Source organism: Kitasatospora sp. NPDC058190 (genome assembly GCF_042883685.1).
Lineage (GTDB): Bacteria > Actinomycetota > Actinomycetes > Streptomycetales > Streptomycetaceae > Kitasatospora.
On sequence record NZ_JBHVVI010000073.1, the window covers coordinates 1 to 15,783 of the forward strand.

Below are 15,783 nucleotides of genomic sequence, written 5' to 3' on the forward strand. Positions count from 1 at the left end.
CACGACGACCGGAGCGATCGTCGTGGGCATCGGACCGTCCAGGCCCCATCGGGCATCCGGGGGCGTGAGGAAACCCGCCGCCCCGTCACGGACCGCGCACACGATGCGCGCAGCCGGACGGGGACAACGAGAACGCGGGCGACCAGCCGGGCATCCACCACCGTTCGGGATGCACGCAGTGATCAGACCTGGGTCCAAGACTCACTCCTGATCACTTGATGGGAACGGTTGACGTTCGGCGGGAAAGCGGTCTGCTATGGGTACGGGCGAGCGCAGTCCCTACCCGAGCGACCTGTCGGATGAGGCGTGGGAGCTGGTCCGGAAGGTCATCACGGCATGGAAACGGCGGCACCCGCCGGTCAGCGGGCAGCAGGGCCGCTATGACATGCGGGAGAACGCCCGACTCAGGACCGAACGAGCGTCCTGGGCCCGAGGCGATGGGACAGGCGGCCACTTCGAAGAGCCACCGTTCTCAACCCGGGCCTGGCGGGAACACCTATCGCGATATATCGTGAGTTCCAGCCGTGCCGCCGACCGCGTCGCGCGAAGACCTGTGTCAACCTCAGGACGGGAAGTATGTCGGGAGAGATCTCCCCCGCCGGGATGCGTTCCGGCAGCTCGCAGCCCGGGATGCGGGCCTCGCACGCGGACCGGGATCGGGTGGTCGACCTGCTGAGCATCGCGGCGGGCGAAGGCCGACTGACGGCAGACGAGTTGGACCAGCGCCTGGAGACCGCCCTGTCGGCGCGGACGGTCGGCGAGCTGGCCGAACTCACCGCCGACCTGCCGCCCGCGCCGGTGTTTGCCGGTGGGGCTGCGGCGGAGGCCAGGGATCTCCTCCGGATCGACCAGGCGTTCAGTCCGGTCCAGCAGGTGGGTCGCTGGGTGGTGCCGCGCCGGCTGGAGCTCTGCACGCAGTGGTGCGAGGTAACACTCGACTTCACGCAGGCGGTGATCACGCACGACACCTTGCGGCTCGATCTGAACATGGTGGGCAGGAACCTGACACTGGTCGTCAGGCCTGACATCGTGATCGAACCCCACAGCCTGAGGCTGGAGTTCAGCAAGCTGAAGAACACTCGGGTTCCGGACCCTGATGTGCCGATCGCGCTGCGGGTGGAACTGGTCGGCCATAAGAGCTTCGGTCGCGTGGTGGTACGGCAGCCCCGGAGGACGGCAGGCCAGTGGCTGCTGCGGAAGCCCGCGGCCCTGTCGGCCGGCGACTGACCGCTGCTCTGACCCTCAGTGCGGGCTTCGAGCGCCCTCGAAGCCCGCACTGTTGCTATGTGCGGACCCTCATCCACCCGGCAGCGAGGGCGAATCCGCCCGTGGAGACGGCGAGGAAGGCCAAGGCGAACACCAGGACACTCGCCGAGCCGGGAACGCGCTCGGGGATCACGAGGACGGCGACACCCGCGATTGCGAGGCTGCCGACGACGATGACGCCGGCGGCGACTACGGCCGCACACCTCTGCGGAGGACGACGACCAGCCGCTCGATGACGTCCGGCCGGGCGGCACCGAGGTCGATCAGGATGACGCCGGTGGCCTTGGCCGAGCGCCAGTCGATGCCGAGGGACGGGAGTTTCACGTCGGCGGCGCGCAGGACGGCCTGGAGGTCGTCGAGGATGTCGGCCGCGATCCGACGGTCCTCGGTTGTGATCCTGTCGATCATGCTGCTCATGGGGCATCTCACAGGTGTTCGGCGTTCGTGATCCAACGCGCTTCGGTGTCCCACTCGATGCCGCCACCGAGGGGCCGGAGGAAGGCGCGCCCGTGCTGCCAGCCCATGAAGGCGGCCCAACGGCCGGAGCGAACGTCGAAGACCCGCTCGCCGACGGTCGAGGGCCGGTAGGGCTGGGACGGCGGCGCCACCCGTCGCGCGGGTGGCGCCGCCGGGGCGATGGCGCTGGTGTTCATCCGCGCCTCGGGGACGGCGTCGCCGCACTGCGGGCACCGGCAGGGCGGGAAGTTCCGCCGCAGGATGAGGCTTTCGCCCGATTGATTGTTCGTCATATTTGCTGCTCCACTGAGGTGTTCGCCGGAATCGGCCGTCACCGTTTGTGCTTCAAGCGTCACGCCTCGGGGCTAGGCTTGTGAAGAAGCGGCATGTCCCCACCTCGCTTGAAGACATCCGGAGGCCTCAGATGCCCGCGCAGCCTCGCGACCTCACGCCCGGCCGCTCCGCCCGGCACTTCTTCGGGTCAGAGATCCGCCACCACCGAACCTGCGCCGACATGTCCATCGCCGATCTGGCCGAGCAGGTTCGCTACAGCAAGTCCCATATGGCCAACATCGAGGCTGCGCACCGGACTCCGCCGCCGGACCTACCGCCCCTGCTCGACACCGCGCTTCCCTCTGCCGAAGGCTTCTTTACCCGGTTCTTCCCACTCGTGAGCAGTGATTCGTTTCCGGACTGGTCGCGGCGCTATATGGCACTTGAACCGGTCGCGAACACCCACCTGAAGTTCTCACTCTCGATTCCCGGCTTGTGGCAGACCGAGAGTTATGGCCTTGCGTTCCTGCGCCTTGGTCTCCCCAGGGCGTCCGAGACGGAGATCCGCGACCTCTGGGCCATCCGAAAGGCTCGCCAGCAAGTCCTGCGTCTCCCCAAACCGCCCTTCATTTGGGCGGTTCTGGACGAAGCAGCTCTCCGACGAGTTGTCGGCAGTACAGAAGTCATGCGCGGGCAGATCAGGCGTCTAATCGAGATCGCCGGTAGCACGGACGCTGCCGTCCAGATCCTGCCCATCGATCGAGCTCACGGTGCCATTGGCGGCTCACTGACCCTCCTCCACTTCGACGACGCGCCTCGGGTCGCCTACTTGGAAGGTCTACTGTCCGGCCAACTCCTGGAGTCCCCGGACGAAGTAACCAATATGGCACTGGTCTACGATACGCTCCGAGCGGAGGCGCTTACGCCTGACGATTCGTTGGCGTGGCTGGAAAGAGCAACGGAGGAACGTCCGAAATGACCCTGCCCGCTTCGGCAATCGACCTCTCCACCGCCTGCTGGTTCAAGTCAACCTACAGCGACCCTCAGGGCCAGGGCGACTGCGTCCAGGTCGCCACCAACTTCCGTACCTCCCATGACCTCATCCTCATCGGCGACACCAAGACCCCCGGCGTCCACCTCGCCATCTCCCCTGAGGCCTTCGCTGCCTTCATCTCCGCTACCTCCGCTGGCGAGTTCGGCACCATCTGATCTCGGGGGAACGCACCTTGCGGCCAGTTGGTGATCCGGATCCGCTGAGCTTCGCTCGTCGGGTCGCTGCCGTGCGGCAGGTACGTATCAGCCAGGCCGAACGGGTGGGAGATCCGCTCTGTGACCGGCCGTCGGAGTCCCGTTTCCGCAGGTCGCCGGTTTCGCCCTCCAACAACGACGGGCCCGGTCTTCAGGTCGACTTCTGAAGTTCCCAGGCCCGCCACCCACGTCGTCGCCCGGGCGGCCCACCGCCAAGATCAGGCCGGCGAGCTCGAAGAGCTGTGAGGTCTGCTTCCCGTCCACCGCACCAGCGCTGGACGATGCTCCGTCCGGTCAGCCCAGCGATGCGCTCGCCGCACGCAGTTCGTCCAGGGCCGCCAGGGCGTACCCGGCGAGCTCGCCCTCGGCGCCACGGTCGTCCTCGGCCCATTCGGCGTACCCCCGCTTGAAAGCGAGGACGCCCAGCTCGCCCGCGAGGGCCGCAGTCGGATCGGGTACGCCGCGGGCGACCAGAGCGGTTGTCATCGCGGCCGCGAGACTGACGGTCTTGAGGGTGTCACGCTCTTGGAGCTCGGTGCTGGCCGCGACGGCCGCCTTCAGGCGGGGGGCGAGCTCGCGACTGCCGGGGCCCATCGCGGTCGAGGCGCGCTCGAGACCGGCGGCGACCGCCTCAAGCGGGCTGGCGTCACCGGGCGCGTCGGCGATCCCCTCGGCCAGCAGCCGGCTCAGCGTCTCCTGCCCAGCGACCAGCAGCTCGCGCTTGTCGGGGAAGTGCCGGAAGAAGGTGCTCTTGGTGACCCCGGCACGCTCGGCGATCTGCGCGACCGTCGTGGCGTCATACCCCTGCTCCGTGAACAGGTCGACCGCAGCCACGACAAGGCGTTCACGCGCACCTGGTTCCCATCGACCCATGGGTTCAGCATACGTGATGGGACTCTTGTCCCATCACCCTGCTATGGTGATGGGACAAGAGTCCCATCACTTCTGGGAGGGTTTCCATGCGCGTCTTCGTCACCGGCGGCACCGGTCTGATCGGTTCCGCCGTCGTCGCCGAACTCCTCGGCAACGGCCACACGGTCCTCGCGCTCGCCCGCTCCGACGCCTCCGCACAGGCCGCCGAGGCAGCCGGCGCCGAGCCACTGCGGGGAGGCCTCGCCGATCTGGACGTCCTGCGCTCCGGCGCCGCCCAGGCCGACGGGGTGATCCACCTGGCCTTCGGCAACGACTTCAGCAGCCCCGAGGCCCTCGCCCGGAACGTCGCCGAGGAGACCGCCGCCCTCACCGCCCTCGGCGAGGAGCTCGTCGGCAGCGACCGCCCCTTGGTCACCGTCTCGGGTACGCCCTGGGTGCCGGGCCGCGCCTCCACCGAGGCCGACCCGCTGCCGACCGACGGACCGGTCGGCGGCCGTGGTCGCACGGTCACGGCGGTCCTGGGCCTGGCCTCGCGCGGGGTCCGGAGCACGTCCGTACGCATGCCGCGCACGGTTCACAACGAGGGCGCGGGCGGGTTCGCCGGTCTGCTGACCGACATCGCACGCCAGAGCGGGATCTCCGGCTACCCCGGCGACGGCACGCAGCGCTGGCCCGCCGTCCACGCGCTCGACGCGGCCGTTCTCTTCCGGCTCGCCCTGGAGCAGGCGGAGGCCGGTACCGCCTGGCACGCCGTGGCCGACGAGGGGGACAAGGTACGGGACATCGCGGCCGTCATCGGCCGACGGCTGGGCCTGCCGGTCGAGTCGGTGCCGGAGGAGACCTACGGCCCGCTCGGCCCGATCTTCAAGGCCGACCAGCCCTCGTCCAGCACCCGCACCCGGCAGGCGCTCGGCTGGGAGCCGAAGCACCCCAGCCTTCTGGAGGACCTGGAGAACATCCAGCCCTGATCGGCGACCGACGTTCGGGGGGACCCGCTGCCAGCGCTCACATCGGCAGCGGAAAACCCTCACCTACGTCACTCGCGACCGACCGTCTCGCCGCAGCGACTGCGGCAGTTCACGTCCACAACAAGTAGGAGGTTCCATCATGGTGGCAGTTGTCTTCGGCGCTCGCGGAAACGTCGGTCGTCATGTGGTCGATGGCCTGCTGGCCGCCGGTGAGCAGGTCAGAGCAGTCAGCAGGACCCCAGCCGCGGGCTCGACGCCTGGGTGCGAAGCAGTCGTCGCCGACCTGGAGCGTCCCGAGACGCTGCCCGCAGCGCTCGACGGTGCCGACAAGGTGTTCCTGTACGGAATGCTCGACCCCCAGAATCCCTACGACATCGAGAAGGTCGCTGCGGCGGCCGCGGCTGCGGGAATCCGACAGGTGGTTCTGCTCTCGTCGGTGGCGGTCGTCCTGGACCCCGACGCCGACCACCCGGTCGCCCGCCTGAACCGCACGATCGAGCACGCCGTCCAACGGTCCGGCATGGACTGGACCTTCCTCAGGCCGGGGACATTCGCGACCAACACCCGCACCTGGTGGGCCGAATCGATCCGCACGGACAACGTCGTCCGCCTTCCGTATCCGCTCGCGCAGTCGGCACCGGTGAACGAGAAGGACATCGCGGCGTTGGCGGTGACCGCCCTGACCGAACCGGGCCACTCGCACCAGGCCTACACCATCTACGGGGCCGAGTCCCTGACCCTGCAACGCCAGGTCGAGCACATCGGCGAGGCCATCGGCCGTCACATCCGGGTTGAACACATCTCCGCCGAGCAGGCTCGCGCGGAAGTCGCCAGAACGATGCATCCGGTCGTGGCCGAGGCGATCGTGAGTCAGTGGGCCGCCACCGACGGCGTCGTGGCTCTGACCTCCGTCATCGCCGAAAAGATCACCGGCGCTCCGGCACACACCTACGCCCAGTGGGCCGTCGACCACGCCGACGACTTCCGCTGAGCTTGTCGTGCTGACCAGCCGTACGGGGCCCGGTCTGCTCGGCACTCCGGTTTCCGCCGCCGCAGTTCTGGCGGCTGGTCGAAGACGATCCGGTAGTCGCTCCCGGCGGTCCGGCTGACGGGCGGTCGGCCGCCGGGCGCGGCGTGCGGCCGCTCGTGGTCGTAGGAGCAGCGGACGACCCCGCGCGGTTGCTCGCCGGTCGGTGGGGCGAGGTCCCGGCGTCACGCGGGAGCCCTGGGATCCCAGGGCTCCCGATGAGCGGCCGTGCGTGGCGTCAGCGTGCCAACCTCTCGACGGCCGCTGGGGTGACGGGGGTGAAGAAGTTGACGAGGTTGCCGTCGGGGTCGCGGAACAGCAGGGACCGGTTGCCCCAGGGCATCGTGGTGGGTCCGTTGACGAAGTCGGTGACGAAGCCGGTCAGGTTCTGGTGGACGCGGTCCACGTCGTCGACGAGGAACTCGGTGATCACGCTGTGGTTGTCCGCCGGGCGGGCGGAGCCCGGGGCGAACAGCGGGACGGTGCGGGTGCCGGCGATCGCGAGGGTGGCGCCCGCGGTCTTGAGCTCGGCGAAGTCCTCGGTGGCCCACGTCGCCCGCACCCCTGTGGCGCGCTCGTAGAACTCGACGAGGCGCGCGACGTCGCCGGTGATGATGCGGACAGAGACGAAGTCCATGGGGATCTCCTTGGCTGTACTGGAGGTGTGCACGTCGCAGGCTAGGAGAAATAGTGGACAGAATCGGTCCACTATTCGCGTTAGGCTGCGGACATGCCTCGACCCACCGGCCGCGTGCTGACACTCCTGGAGCTGCTGCAGTCGGGCGGCACCCGGACTGTGGCCGAACTCGCCGACCGGCTCGGCGTCGAAGGACGCACCGTGCGCCGGTACGTGGACCAGCTGATCGACCTCGACGTGCCCGTGGAATCGGTGCGCGGCCGCTACGGCGGGTACCGGCTCGCCCCCGGGTACCGCTTGCCTCCGCTCATGCTCAGCGACGACGAGGCGCTGGCCGTGCTGCTCGGCCTGGTCGCCGGCCGCCGAGCAGGGCTGACGACGACGGAGCGCACGGCGAACGAGACGGCATCGGCGAAGATCCGGCGGGTGCTGCCCAAGCACATCGCCCGCCGGCTCGACACACTCCTGGACGCTCTCGCCTTCACGGACCAGCCCGGCGAGTTCGACACCCCGGACGCTGGGGTCCTGCTCACGATCGCCGATGCGGTGAGCCACCACCGACCGGTCTCGATCCGCTACACCGACCGCGACGGACGGCGCAGCGAACGCACCCTGCACGCGTACGGGATCGTCGCCCACGCGGGCCGGTGGTACGTCACGGGCAAGGACGCCCGGATCGGCGAGGACCGAACCTTCCGGCTCGATCGCATCGCCGACGCGAGGACCCTGCCCGGCTCATTCGAAACGCCCGTGGGTCCCGGTCCGGCGCAGCGCGTGTTGTCAGGATTCGCCACGGCCGAGTACCGGCACGAGGTGACCTTGCGGATCCACGGGACGGTTGAGCAGGTCCGCGCCCACCTTCCCGCCAGCGTCGCGAGCCTGGAGGAGCACGAGCCCGCGGCAGGCGAGGACCCGGCGGCCGAGCGCTGGCTGCGCGTCGAGCTGCGGGCGGAGCGGCTCGACTGGTTGCCTCCGGTACTCGCCTCACTCGACCGGCCGTTCGTCATCGAGCGCCCCGATGAACTGCGCGACCTCGTCACCGCGCTCGCCGATCGCCTCGCGACCTACGCCCGCCGAGCCTGACAGCAGATCAGTCTCAGCGCCGGCCACGGTTCGATTGGTCCCCGGTGCCGGCGGCGGTCATCGTGCCATGGCCCGGGAGACGCCCATGGTGATCATCATGCCGCACGGGCGCTGCCCCCTATGCCGGGCGGGTGGCCCCGATCTGCAGCAGGGCCGGCGTCCGACGACGCGGCATTCCCCGGTACGGGCAGTGCACCGCGTCCTCGTCGCCGGCCGCCCAGCCCCGCACCCACGGCGCCAGCGCGCTGTCGTCGATCCGCAGGGTGCCGTCCGGCAGCAGCCGGCCGATGGTGTTGGAGGGGTCGGAGAGCGCCACCGTGCACTTGGCGACGGTGCCGTCGGCCCGGATCACCAGGGAGTTGGGGCGCGCGGCGTAGCAGACCTCCAGACCGCCGGCGCCCCGCGCCGGAAGTCCTTCGTACGCGATGGCGGTGAGCTCGTCCACGGTGTGGCGGCGCGCCTGCGACGAGAGGATCTCCATCGTGCCGTCGTTGGGCCCGCCCATCCGCTCCACCGGCTTGAGGTGGAGCGTGAACCGCTCGTCCCGCAGGAAGGTGTCGCGCAGGTGCGCGATGAACTCCGGCATCAGCGGCAGGTTGGCGGGGGTGAGGTGGACCCGCAGCAGCACGCCGACCGGCAGGTCGCCGTCCCTGATCGCCAGCAGGTTGCGCCAGATCCGGTCGAACGAACCGCGACCGTCCGCCCGGAGCCTGGTGGTGTCGTGCGCGGCGGCGGGGCCGTCCAGGGAGATCTGGTACTGCCGGACGCCGAGCGCCGCGAGGTCGCGGGCGGCCTCGGCGTCGAGCAGGTAGCCGTTGGTGGTCATGTCGGCGTGGAACGCGAAGCCGTCCGGGCCGGCGGCCGACTCCGCCGCGTGGGCCGAGACCTCCTCGACGATGCCGCGCGCCAGCATCGGTTCGCCGCCGAACCAGGAGAGGCCCAGGCGCCGCAGACCCGCCGCGCGCCGGTCGATCAGCCGCTTGAGGGCGCCGACCGTGGCCTCGCCCATCCTCCCGACGGTGAAGTCCTCGTAGCAGTAGGTGCAGCGGAAGTTGCACTGCTCGGTGGGGAGGACGATCAGGTGCAGGGTCTCGTTCGTCAGGGATGCCGCGAGCTGCTCCTGGAACGCCGGGGAGGTGCTCCGCCCCGTACCGGGCGCGGCGAGGGTCTGCGTCATGGGTGTGGTCTCCTGGGCCGGGCTGTCCGGCTACACCGCGTGGACGGGGCTGCCGCAGCCGGCGACCAGGTTGGGACAGACGTTGGTGACGTGGGTGAGCGGCGGAGGGTCGAAGGGAATGTTGCCGTCCGAGCCCACGAATGCTCTGGCCAGATCGGGCGAGGTGATGACGATGCGGCCTTGCTCGTCCAGTTTGACGTCGGCGCCGCTCGTGCCGGGCTTCGGAGTGCTCATGGCGACTCTCCTTGCAGAGATCGTGCAGTGGAAGCGCAAGGGACGAACCCCTCGTCGCGCCGAGAACTCTTCCGTGCACCATCCACCGTCGCCACTTTTGGCGGCCGCCCGGACGACGGACCGCTATCCCGCCCGCGCGACCTCCGGGTTGTCGAGCAGCAGGTCGTGCCCGACCTCGCTGAGCGCGTGCCGGACCTGTTTGCCCTCCCGCTGGGTGGTGATCAGCCCGGCGGCGCGCAGGGCGGCGGCGTGCGCGGAGGCGGAGGGCGGGGTGATCCCGAGCAGCCGGGCGAGTTCGGTGGTGGAGCAGGGCCCGCCCTCGATGGCGCGCAGGGCACGGGCCCGGGCGGGGCCGAGGACGGCGGCGAGGCCGTCGGCGGCCGTGGGCGAGGGTTTCGCGGCGGCGGCGCCCCGGGAGGCGAGCGGGTAGACCAGCAGGCTCTGGCGGCCTTCGGCCACCAGCAGGCCGATCCCGTTCTGCACGAAGTAGTTGGGGCGCAGCTCCAGTCCGCGGCCGCCCAGGGCGAAGTCGCCGGAGAGGTCGCCGAGGGCGCACTCCAGCACCCCTTCGTCGCGCCAGCGCGCGTTCGGGTGCAGCGAGTCGAGCATCGCGCCCGCGCCGGCGCGGGCCGTGGTGCGGGCGCGGTCGGCGATGTCGGCCTCCAGCTGGCGGCGGATCTCGGGCCAGTGGGGGGCGAGGCAGCTGCGGAACAGGGCCCAGGCGCCGTCGGTGATCCGGCGCAGGCCGCGGGTGCCGTCGTCGCGCAACCGGGCCAGCGCGGTGGGAAGTTCGGCCTCGCTGCCGTACATCGCGAGGTCCTGCTCGAAGGTCTGCTGCGGGACGGCGAGGACCGCGTCGAGTTCGTCGGTGAGCTGACGGCGGACGGCGTCGAGGTCCGCGCCCATGAAGTTGGGGACCCCGGCGCTGCTGGCGTTGACCAGGTCGAGGAAGGGGGCGGCGCGGTGCGGGACGTGGCGCCTGATCTCGCGCCACCAGCGGTCGCGCCGCAGCCCGAGGCACTCGTGGACGCCGTTCTGGGCGGTGCCGGTCAGCAGGTGGTCGAGCGGTGAGACGGCGAAGCGGGTGTTGGCGAGGTCCGCGACCCCGAACTTGAGTGCGAGCACGAACCCTCCCCGGTTCTCCGCAAGGCCCTGACCTGGCGCTTCTTTGACCTTTAGGCCCAGAGGCTAATGCATGGCCGCCCGGCCGCCGGGATTGGCATCCTTCCCGGGGTCGACGCCCGGGGCCCCCACCACGAGGGGAGTGGGGGCCCCGGGCGGCATCGCCGCGTCACAGCACCGAGCGCACCGGCCAGGCCGCCGGACCCGCCGTCGAGGGCGGTCGTTCACGCTCGGCCTCTTCTCGCTCGGCCCCTTCTCTTCGGACCCCGTTCGATATACGGTACAAAACGCTTGTTACGTACCAGGCAGGTCGGCGTAGCCAAGCGCACCGCAACCCCCGCCCTCATCTGGAGAGTCCGCAGTGACCGAGCCCACCGAGCCCATCAAGTACCGGAAGAACGGTCTCACCCGCGGGGTGACCGAGGAACTCGCCGAGAACATGAAGCAGGGCTGGGCCGACACCGAACGCCACGGCCTGGAGCCGATCCCGCAGGCCGCGCACACCGAGCGCCGCCGGGCCGCGCTGTCCGCCGCCTTCCCCGGCGAGCTGCTGGTCGTCCCGTCCGGCAACCCCAAGGTGCGGGCCAACGACACCGACTACCCGTTCCGCCCCTCCTCCGACTACTGCTACCTGACCGGCGACCAGTCCCAGGACGGCGTGCTGGTGCTGGAGCCCACCGGGGCGAGCGGCCACCGGGCCGTGGTCTACCTGCGCGACCGCTCCCGGACCGACAACGGCGAGTTCTGGCTGGACGGCCACGGCGAGCTGTGGGACGGCCGCCGCGACAGCCTGACCGAGAGCGAGCAGCTGCTCGGCCTGCCCTGCCGGGACGTGCGCACCGTACGCGCCGACCTGGCGGCGGCCGCCGGCCCGGTGCGGGTGCTGCGCGGGCACGACGCGGGGGTGGAGGCGGCGCTCCGCGACCGGACGGAGGCCGACCAGGACGCCGAGTTCGAGGTCTTCCTCTCCGGACTGCGCCTGGTCAAGGACGAGTTCGAGATCGCCGAGCTGCGCTTCGCCTGCGACGCGACCGCGCGCGGCTTCGAGGACGTGGTGCGCGTCCTCGGCACCGACACCGAAACGCCGGAGCGGCTGATCGAGGGCACCTTCTTCCTCCGGGCCCGGATCGAGGGCAACGACGTCGGCTACAGCACCATCGCCGCGGCCGGTCCGCACGCCACCACCCTGCACTGGGTCCGCAACACCGGCCAGGCCCGCCCCGGCGACCTGCTGCTCCTCGACGCGGGCGTGGAGACCAACAACCTCTACACCGCCGACGTGACCCGCACCCTGCCGGTCTCCGGCCGCTTCACGGACCTCCAGCGCAAGGTCTACGACGCGGTGTTCTCCGCTCAGGAGGCCGGCATCGCCGCGGTCCGGCCCGGCGCGGACTTCCGCGACTTCCACCACGCCGCGCAGCGCGAGCTCGCCGAACACCTCACCTCCTGGGGCCTGTTCGGCGACCTGACCGCCGACAAGGTGTACGAGCTGGGCCTGCACCGCCGCTTCACCCTGGCCGGCACCGGCCACATGCTGGGCATCGACGTCCACGACTGCGCCCACTCGCGCACCGAGGAGCACGTCGACGGGCAGCTGCTGCCGGGCATGGTGCTCACCGTCGAGCCGGGCATCTACTTCCAGCCCAACGACCTGACGGTGCCGGAGGAGTACCGGGGCATCGGGGTGCGGATCGAGGACGACATCCTGGTCACCGAGGACGGCAACGAGAACCTCTCCGCCGCCCTCCCCCGCCGCTCGGACGAGGTCGTGGCGTGCGGGGCCGGGCTGGGCGGCTGACGGCGGGGGGGCGCCCCCCGCAACCGGGGGCCGCGCCCCACGACTACTTCAGCTTGCCGAGCGCTTTCGCCATCCGCCCGACCGCGTCCACGACCTCCTTGGACTGGCGGGCCGTGAAGCAGAGCCGGTAGAAGCCCGGAGCGGGGTTGTGCATGATGCCGCCGGGCAGCAGGCTCACCTCGGTGGGCTTGGCGGCGAGGTAGTTGAACAGCCATTCCTCGTTCGGGTCGAGCCCGTCCGGCCCGATGACCGGCAGTTCGCTGTGCTCGTGGTCCGCCCGCTTGCCGAGGTACTCGGTGAGGTCGAGCCAGAAGAACTGGGCGGCGTTGTCCCCCTTCCGGTGGACGTATGTGATCCCGGCCTTGTCCAGCGCGCCCTTGACGGCCTTGAAGCTCTCGCTGAGCAGTTCGGGGTACTTCTTCATCGCGTACGTCGTGTACGGCTCCCCGTTCCTGGTGGCGCTGAGCAACTCCCCGATGACGAAGGTCTTCAGGGAGTCGAACGGGCTGAACCAGGGCAGCGGGTGGGTCCGCTCCGCCGCGTCCTTGCTGCCCAGCATGACCCGGTGCACCGCCGGGTTCTTGGAGAGCACGAAGCCGGTGCGGAAGCCCGACAGCCCGAAGTCCTTGGCGAAGCCCCACACCACGTGGATCCGGTTGGCGAACTCCCGGTACGCCTCCAGCGTCACCGCGCTCGTGAACGGCGTGGTGGAACCCTTGAGTTGGGAGTGGCAGTAGATCTCGTCCGAGATGATGTGCATGTCGGTGTAGGTCATCGCCCAGTTGTAGATGTCCTCGAGCAGCTTCTTGTCGTAGTTGACGCCCAGCGGGTTGTGCGGGTTGGTGAGGACCAGCAGCCGCGGGCGGTGCCCGGCCTTCTGCCGCTCCTCGTAGGCCTTGACGATCAGATCCTTGGTGAGCTGGTACGACTTGTCGCCGGTGGTCGGCAGGTTGACCGGGACGCACTTCAGCTTGGGCCGCTCCTCGAAGGACCAGTTGAAGCCCTGCCAGTACGGCGCCGGGATCAGCACCTCGTCCTTCGCCTTGAGCGCCGGGGTGCCCGCGCCCTTGCGCATCAGCCCGAAGGCGATGCACTCCAGCGCGGACGAGACGCCGGCGCAACCGAAGACGTCGTCCTTCGAGACGGTGCGGCCGAACGCCCGGCCGAGCAGGTCCGCGACCTGCTGGCGCAGCTGCGGGGTGCCGGCCGAGGCCATGTACTGGATGTTCCGCTCGGGGATCAGCTTGATCTTCTTGAAGACGTCCGTGTCCATCGACTCCTGGTACAGCAGGACGTTCTCCGCGACGGACAGGTTGATCGCGGTGTCCGGCGCCAGGTGCTGGTGGTAGAAGGCGAGGGCCTGCTCGAAGTCGGTCAGGCCGGCCAGGACGTCGGCGGCCGCCTCGGGCTCCGCGAGCTTGAGGTCGTTCTCGGTCATGGTCATGGTGGTCCCCTGTCGGGTGGACGGGTCGGACTGCGTTACGGAACGTGACTGTTCGCGCGCGCATCGTCCCCAGCGGACCACGCGCCGTGGACGGCCGCCAGCGCTCGGCGGCCGTCCGAACGGAAGGTGGGATCAGGCGGGCAACGGCTTGACCCAGCGGCTCCACTGCGGTTCGGGCCGGTAGCCCGCGGCCTGCCAGGTGCGGTGGCCGAGGGCGTTGTCGTCCAGCACCATGGCGTCGGCCCGGCGGCCGCCGAGGGCGGCGAAGCGCTCCTCGGCGGCGGCCAGCAGTGCGGCGCCGATACCCCGGCGGCGGTGCTCGGGGTCGACGGCGAGGCGGTAGAGGTGGCAACGCCAGCCGTCCCAACCGGCGATCACGGTGCCGAGCGGGGTCCTCGGGTCGTCGGCCGGGGTGGCGACGATCAGGCAGTCCGGGTCCCGGGCGAGCAGCGCCGCCACGCCCGCCTCGTCGTCGGTGATGCTGGTGCCCTTGGCGGCCCGGGCCCAGAGGGCGAGCAGGGCGGGGATCTCGTCGGGGGTGGCGGTGCGCAGCGCTATCCGTGCGGGCGAAGCCGTCTGTTCGGTCATGTCGGCCTGTCTACCAGGCGGTTCGCCTCACCCGCCGGAATTTTCGCGCCGTGGAGGTCAGCCCAGGCGCCACACCGTGGTGGTCTTCACCGCCGTGTCCTCCAGGTCCGCCACCACCGGCACCTGGTAGGCCGCCACCGCCGTGAACCGCTCCCGGGGCAGGTAGGCCCGCCCCGGGTCCCCGACGATCACGGTGGCCCCGCGCGCCGCGGCCCGCTCCAGGAACGGCAGGAAGCGCGCGGCCATGGCCCGTTCGTAGAACACGTCCCCGGCCAGCACCACCTCGGCCGGCGCGCCGTCCCCGTCCACCAGGTCCACCAGCGCGCCGTCCACCCGCACGCCGTTGGCCTCGGCGTTCAGGCCGATCGCGGCCACCGCGTAGGCGTCGATCTCGGCCGCCCGAACGGACGTGGCGCCGCGCAGTGCGGCCGCCACCCCGACCAGTCCGGACCCGGCCGCGATGTCCAGCACCACGCGCCCGTCGACCAGTTCGGGGTGGTCCAGGACGTAGCGCGCGACCGCCACCCCGCCGGCCCAGGCGAACGCCCAGAACGGCGGCGGCAGTCCGACCTCGCCGCGCTCGCGCTCGGTGGTCTCCCACAGGGCGATCGCCTCCGGCGCCATGTGGAGGCGGATCTCGGGCACGAAGGGGACGGGCGACAGCGCGGTCTCCCGCCGGATGAAGGCGAGGTCGGCGCCCGCCTGAAGAGTTCGCAGCTCGGTCGGCATGCCCGCAGCATAGGGCCACGACGGCGAAGGCCAGGACCACCGGGAACGCCACGTCGATGTCCCTGGCGAAGATCGACGGGGCGACCGCGACCGCGCCGATGACCACGGCGGCGATCTTCGCCGTGACCAGCTCCCGCCGCTCGGTGGCCCTGCCCTTGCGGATGACGCCGGCGTACAGGTCATGGGCGAACGCCCGGAGAGCGCGATGGTCCCGGCGATGCCGAGGAAGGAGGCCGCGGACAGGTGGTCGCCCGAGATCGCGATCCCGTTCTGCGGCACGGAGAACTGCCCGCCGCCGGTGCCCCGGGTGCTCCGCCGTGCCCAGAGGGTGATGACGAGGGTCACCGCCACCAGGGCGACGAACAGGCCGACGGTCAGGCCCTCGTTCGATGCCTTCGATGCCGGCTGCGCCGCTGCCGCGGCGAGCGGAAGGTGCTGTGTCATGCCTGGTTCTCCGTCAGTTCCTGGTCGCCGCCGCGACCGGCCGGGGCCGGGCTGGGGCCGGGGCTGTGCCGAAGGTCGAGACGAACTGTGGCTGTCCGAAGACCGGCCACGTTGACGCTCCCGACCACCTTGGCCGCCACGAAGCCGCGAGCACGGGCCGAGCAGAGGACGTTCGCCAGGAACCAGAGCAGGAACGCCTCCGTCACGGGGAAGACGAACCTGCGGTAGGTGGAGCGCAGTTCGGTGGACCGGGGATCACCGCCGATCCAGGGCGGGTCACCGCGCGACGACGCGGCCGGGTCGATCATGTGAATCCTTCTGAGCAGTGCGGAACTTGCCGATGGCCCGACCGTAGAAGTGCCCGGTAGACAAGCGATCAACGTGCGTTCACCAGCGCTCCCGGCCCCGGCCCCGTT

18 protein-coding genes and 2 pseudogenes are annotated in these 15,783 nt (G+C 70.6%); 8 read left to right on the plus strand and 12 right to left on the minus strand.

The annotated features are described in order from the left end of the window. Together ACFVWU_RS28650 and ACFVWU_RS28655 are read left to right on the plus strand one after the other, a co-directional pair. Positions 1-219, plus strand: a pseudogene (locus tag ACFVWU_RS28650) (IS200/IS605 family accessory protein TnpB-related protein); the annotation flags it as partial. 357 nt (positions 220-576) lie between these two features. Next, positions 577-1,227: a DUF1707 domain-containing protein gene (locus tag ACFVWU_RS28655; RefSeq protein WP_387626294.1), complete on the plus strand. Its 651-nt coding sequence runs from the start codon at positions 577-579 to the stop codon at positions 1,225-1,227. Positions 1,228-1,455: 228 nt separating this feature from the next. Here ACFVWU_RS28655 and ACFVWU_RS28660 read toward each other — a convergent pair whose 3' ends face one another. Beyond that, positions 1,456-1,674, minus strand: a complete 219-nt coding sequence (locus ACFVWU_RS28660) for a hypothetical protein (RefSeq protein WP_387626296.1) — start codon at positions 1,672-1,674, stop codon at positions 1,456-1,458. Between the two features lie 17 nt (positions 1,675-1,691). Beyond that, positions 1,692-2,015, minus strand: a complete 324-nt coding sequence (locus tag ACFVWU_RS28665; protein WP_387626298.1) for a hypothetical protein — start codon at positions 2,013-2,015, stop codon at positions 1,692-1,694. Positions 2,016-2,236: 221 nt separating this feature from the next. On the opposite strand from ACFVWU_RS28665, the gene ACFVWU_RS28670 reads away from it, so the two are divergent. Continuing rightward, positions 2,237-2,974 carry a DUF5753 domain-containing protein gene (locus ACFVWU_RS28670; RefSeq protein ID WP_387626300.1) on the plus strand — a complete coding sequence of 246 codons (738 nt, stop codon included), beginning with the start codon at positions 2,237-2,239 and terminating at the stop codon, positions 2,972-2,974. Further along, entirely contained in the window at positions 2,971-3,204 is a 234-nt protein-coding gene (locus tag ACFVWU_RS28675) for a DUF397 domain-containing protein (RefSeq protein ID WP_387626302.1), read from the plus strand. Before ACFVWU_RS28670 ends, ACFVWU_RS28675 begins: the two co-directional genes overlap by 4 nt. 333 nt (positions 3,205-3,537) lie before the next feature. Here the strand turns inward: ACFVWU_RS28675 and ACFVWU_RS28680 are convergent, their stop codons facing one another. After that, entirely contained in the window at positions 3,538-4,116 is a 579-nt protein-coding gene (locus tag ACFVWU_RS28680; protein ID WP_387626304.1) for a TetR/AcrR family transcriptional regulator, read from the minus strand. An 86-nt stretch (positions 4,117-4,202) separates the two neighbouring features. Between ACFVWU_RS28680 and ACFVWU_RS28685 the strand changes: the two genes are divergently transcribed. Beyond that, positions 4,203-5,084, plus strand: coding sequence for an SDR family oxidoreductase (locus ACFVWU_RS28685; RefSeq protein ID WP_387626306.1), 882 nt, complete (start codon positions 4,203-4,205; stop codon positions 5,082-5,084). Positions 5,085-5,223: 139 nt separating this feature from the next. Then, a complete protein-coding gene (locus ACFVWU_RS28690; protein WP_387626308.1) occupies positions 5,224-6,075 on the plus strand; it encodes an NAD(P)H-binding protein in 852 nt (283 codons plus the stop codon). Between the two features lie 274 nt (positions 6,076-6,349). On the opposite strand, the gene ACFVWU_RS28695 is transcribed toward ACFVWU_RS28690, so the two are convergent. Further along, complete coding sequence (locus tag ACFVWU_RS28695; RefSeq protein WP_387626310.1) at positions 6,350-6,748, minus strand: VOC family protein; 399 nt, start codon at positions 6,746-6,748, stop codon at positions 6,350-6,352. Between the two features lie 93 nt (positions 6,749-6,841). Here ACFVWU_RS28695 and ACFVWU_RS28700 point away from each other — a divergent pair, with 93 nt between their 5' ends. Next, positions 6,842-7,831, plus strand: coding sequence for a helix-turn-helix transcriptional regulator (locus tag ACFVWU_RS28700; protein ID WP_387626312.1), 990 nt, complete (start codon positions 6,842-6,844; stop codon positions 7,829-7,831). Positions 7,832-7,949: 118 nt separating this feature from the next. Here ACFVWU_RS28700 and ACFVWU_RS28705 read toward each other — a convergent pair whose 3' ends face one another. From ACFVWU_RS28705 to ACFVWU_RS28715, 3 genes are all read right to left on the minus strand, one after another. After that, positions 7,950-9,008 carry a radical SAM protein gene (locus tag ACFVWU_RS28705; protein ID WP_387626314.1) on the minus strand — a complete coding sequence of 353 codons (1,059 nt, stop codon included), beginning with the start codon at positions 9,006-9,008 and terminating at the stop codon, positions 7,950-7,952. 30 nt (positions 9,009-9,038) lie between these two features. Beyond that, positions 9,039-9,242 (minus strand): hypothetical protein, encoded by a 204-nt coding sequence (locus ACFVWU_RS28710; RefSeq protein ID WP_387626316.1) that lies wholly within the window; start codon positions 9,240-9,242, stop codon positions 9,039-9,041. Positions 9,243-9,365: 123 nt separating this feature from the next. Continuing rightward, positions 9,366-10,367 carry an ArsR/SmtB family transcription factor gene (locus ACFVWU_RS28715; RefSeq protein WP_387626318.1) on the minus strand — a complete coding sequence of 334 codons (1,002 nt, stop codon included), beginning with the start codon at positions 10,365-10,367 and terminating at the stop codon, positions 9,366-9,368. Positions 10,368-10,725: 358 nt separating this feature from the next. Between ACFVWU_RS28715 and ACFVWU_RS28720 the strand changes: the two genes are divergently transcribed. Further along, positions 10,726-12,162: an aminopeptidase P family protein gene (locus ACFVWU_RS28720; RefSeq protein ID WP_387626320.1), complete on the plus strand. Its 1,437-nt coding sequence runs from the start codon at positions 10,726-10,728 to the stop codon at positions 12,160-12,162. Between the two features lie 43 nt (positions 12,163-12,205). On the opposite strand, the gene ACFVWU_RS28725 is transcribed toward ACFVWU_RS28720, so the two are convergent. The 5 genes and pseudogenes from ACFVWU_RS28725 to ACFVWU_RS28745 form a co-directional block, all read right to left on the minus strand. After that, complete coding sequence (locus ACFVWU_RS28725; RefSeq protein ID WP_387626322.1) at positions 12,206-13,606, minus strand: pyridoxal phosphate-dependent aminotransferase; 1,401 nt, start codon at positions 13,604-13,606, stop codon at positions 12,206-12,208. Positions 13,607-13,738: 132 nt separating this feature from the next. Beyond that, entirely contained in the window at positions 13,739-14,194 is a 456-nt protein-coding gene (locus ACFVWU_RS28730) for a GNAT family N-acetyltransferase (RefSeq protein WP_387626324.1), read from the minus strand. Between the two features lie 57 nt (positions 14,195-14,251). Continuing rightward, positions 14,252-14,923 carry a class I SAM-dependent methyltransferase gene (locus tag ACFVWU_RS28735; RefSeq protein ID WP_387626326.1) on the minus strand — a complete coding sequence of 224 codons (672 nt, stop codon included), beginning with the start codon at positions 14,921-14,923 and terminating at the stop codon, positions 14,252-14,254. Between the two features lie 19 nt (positions 14,924-14,942). Next, a pseudogene (locus tag ACFVWU_RS28740) lies at positions 14,943-15,323 on the minus strand (hypothetical protein); the annotation flags it as partial. A 40-nt stretch (positions 15,324-15,363) separates the two neighbouring features. Next, entirely contained in the window at positions 15,364-15,675 is a 312-nt protein-coding gene (locus ACFVWU_RS28745; protein ID WP_387626328.1) for a DUF485 domain-containing protein, read from the minus strand. Positions 15,676-15,783 lie beyond the last annotated feature (108 nt).

Bases quoted from the DNA above. Each gene is read 5' to 3' on its own strand.
- ACFVWU_RS28695 (WP_387626310.1), bottom strand. From the start codon at position 6,748: ATGGACTTCGTCTCTGTCCGCATCATCACCGGCGACGTCGCGCGCCTC.
- ACFVWU_RS28685 (WP_387626306.1), top strand. From the start codon at position 4,203: ATGCGCGTCTTCGTCACCGGCGGCACCGGTCTGATCGGTTCCGCCGTC.
- ACFVWU_RS28665 (WP_387626298.1), bottom strand. From the start codon at position 2,015: ATGACGAACAATCAATCGGGCGAAAGCCTCATCCTGCGGCGGAACTTC.
- ACFVWU_RS28670 (WP_387626300.1), top strand. From the start codon at position 2,237: ATGTCCATCGCCGATCTGGCCGAGCAGGTTCGCTACAGCAAGTCCCAT.
- ACFVWU_RS28655 (WP_387626294.1), top strand. From the start codon at position 577: ATGTCGGGAGAGATCTCCCCCGCCGGGATGCGTTCCGGCAGCTCGCAG.
- ACFVWU_RS28710 (WP_387626316.1), bottom strand. From the start codon at position 9,242: ATGAGCACTCCGAAGCCCGGCACGAGCGGCGCCGACGTCAAACTGGAC.
- ACFVWU_RS28660 (WP_387626296.1), bottom strand. From the start codon at position 1,674: ATGATCGACAGGATCACAACCGAGGACCGTCGGATCGCGGCCGACATC.
- ACFVWU_RS28730 (WP_387626324.1), bottom strand. From the start codon at position 14,194: ATGACCGAACAGACGGCTTCGCCCGCACGGATAGCGCTGCGCACCGCC.
- ACFVWU_RS28690 (WP_387626308.1), top strand. From the start codon at position 5,224: ATGGTGGCAGTTGTCTTCGGCGCTCGCGGAAACGTCGGTCGTCATGTG.
- ACFVWU_RS28735 (WP_387626326.1), bottom strand. From the start codon at position 14,923: ATGCCGACCGAGCTGCGAACTCTTCAGGCGGGCGCCGACCTCGCCTTC.
- ACFVWU_RS28745 (WP_387626328.1), bottom strand. From the start codon at position 15,675: ATGATCGACCCGGCCGCGTCGTCGCGCGGTGACCCGCCCTGGATCGGC.
- ACFVWU_RS28680 (WP_387626304.1), bottom strand. From the start codon at position 4,116: ATGGGTCGATGGGAACCAGGTGCGCGTGAACGCCTTGTCGTGGCTGCG.
- ACFVWU_RS28725 (WP_387626322.1), bottom strand. From the start codon at position 13,606: ATGACCATGACCGAGAACGACCTCAAGCTCGCGGAGCCCGAGGCGGCC.
- ACFVWU_RS28675 (WP_387626302.1), top strand. From the start codon at position 2,971: ATGACCCTGCCCGCTTCGGCAATCGACCTCTCCACCGCCTGCTGGTTC.
- ACFVWU_RS28700 (WP_387626312.1), top strand. From the start codon at position 6,842: ATGCCTCGACCCACCGGCCGCGTGCTGACACTCCTGGAGCTGCTGCAG.
- ACFVWU_RS28705 (WP_387626314.1), bottom strand. From the start codon at position 9,008: ATGACGCAGACCCTCGCCGCGCCCGGTACGGGGCGGAGCACCTCCCCG.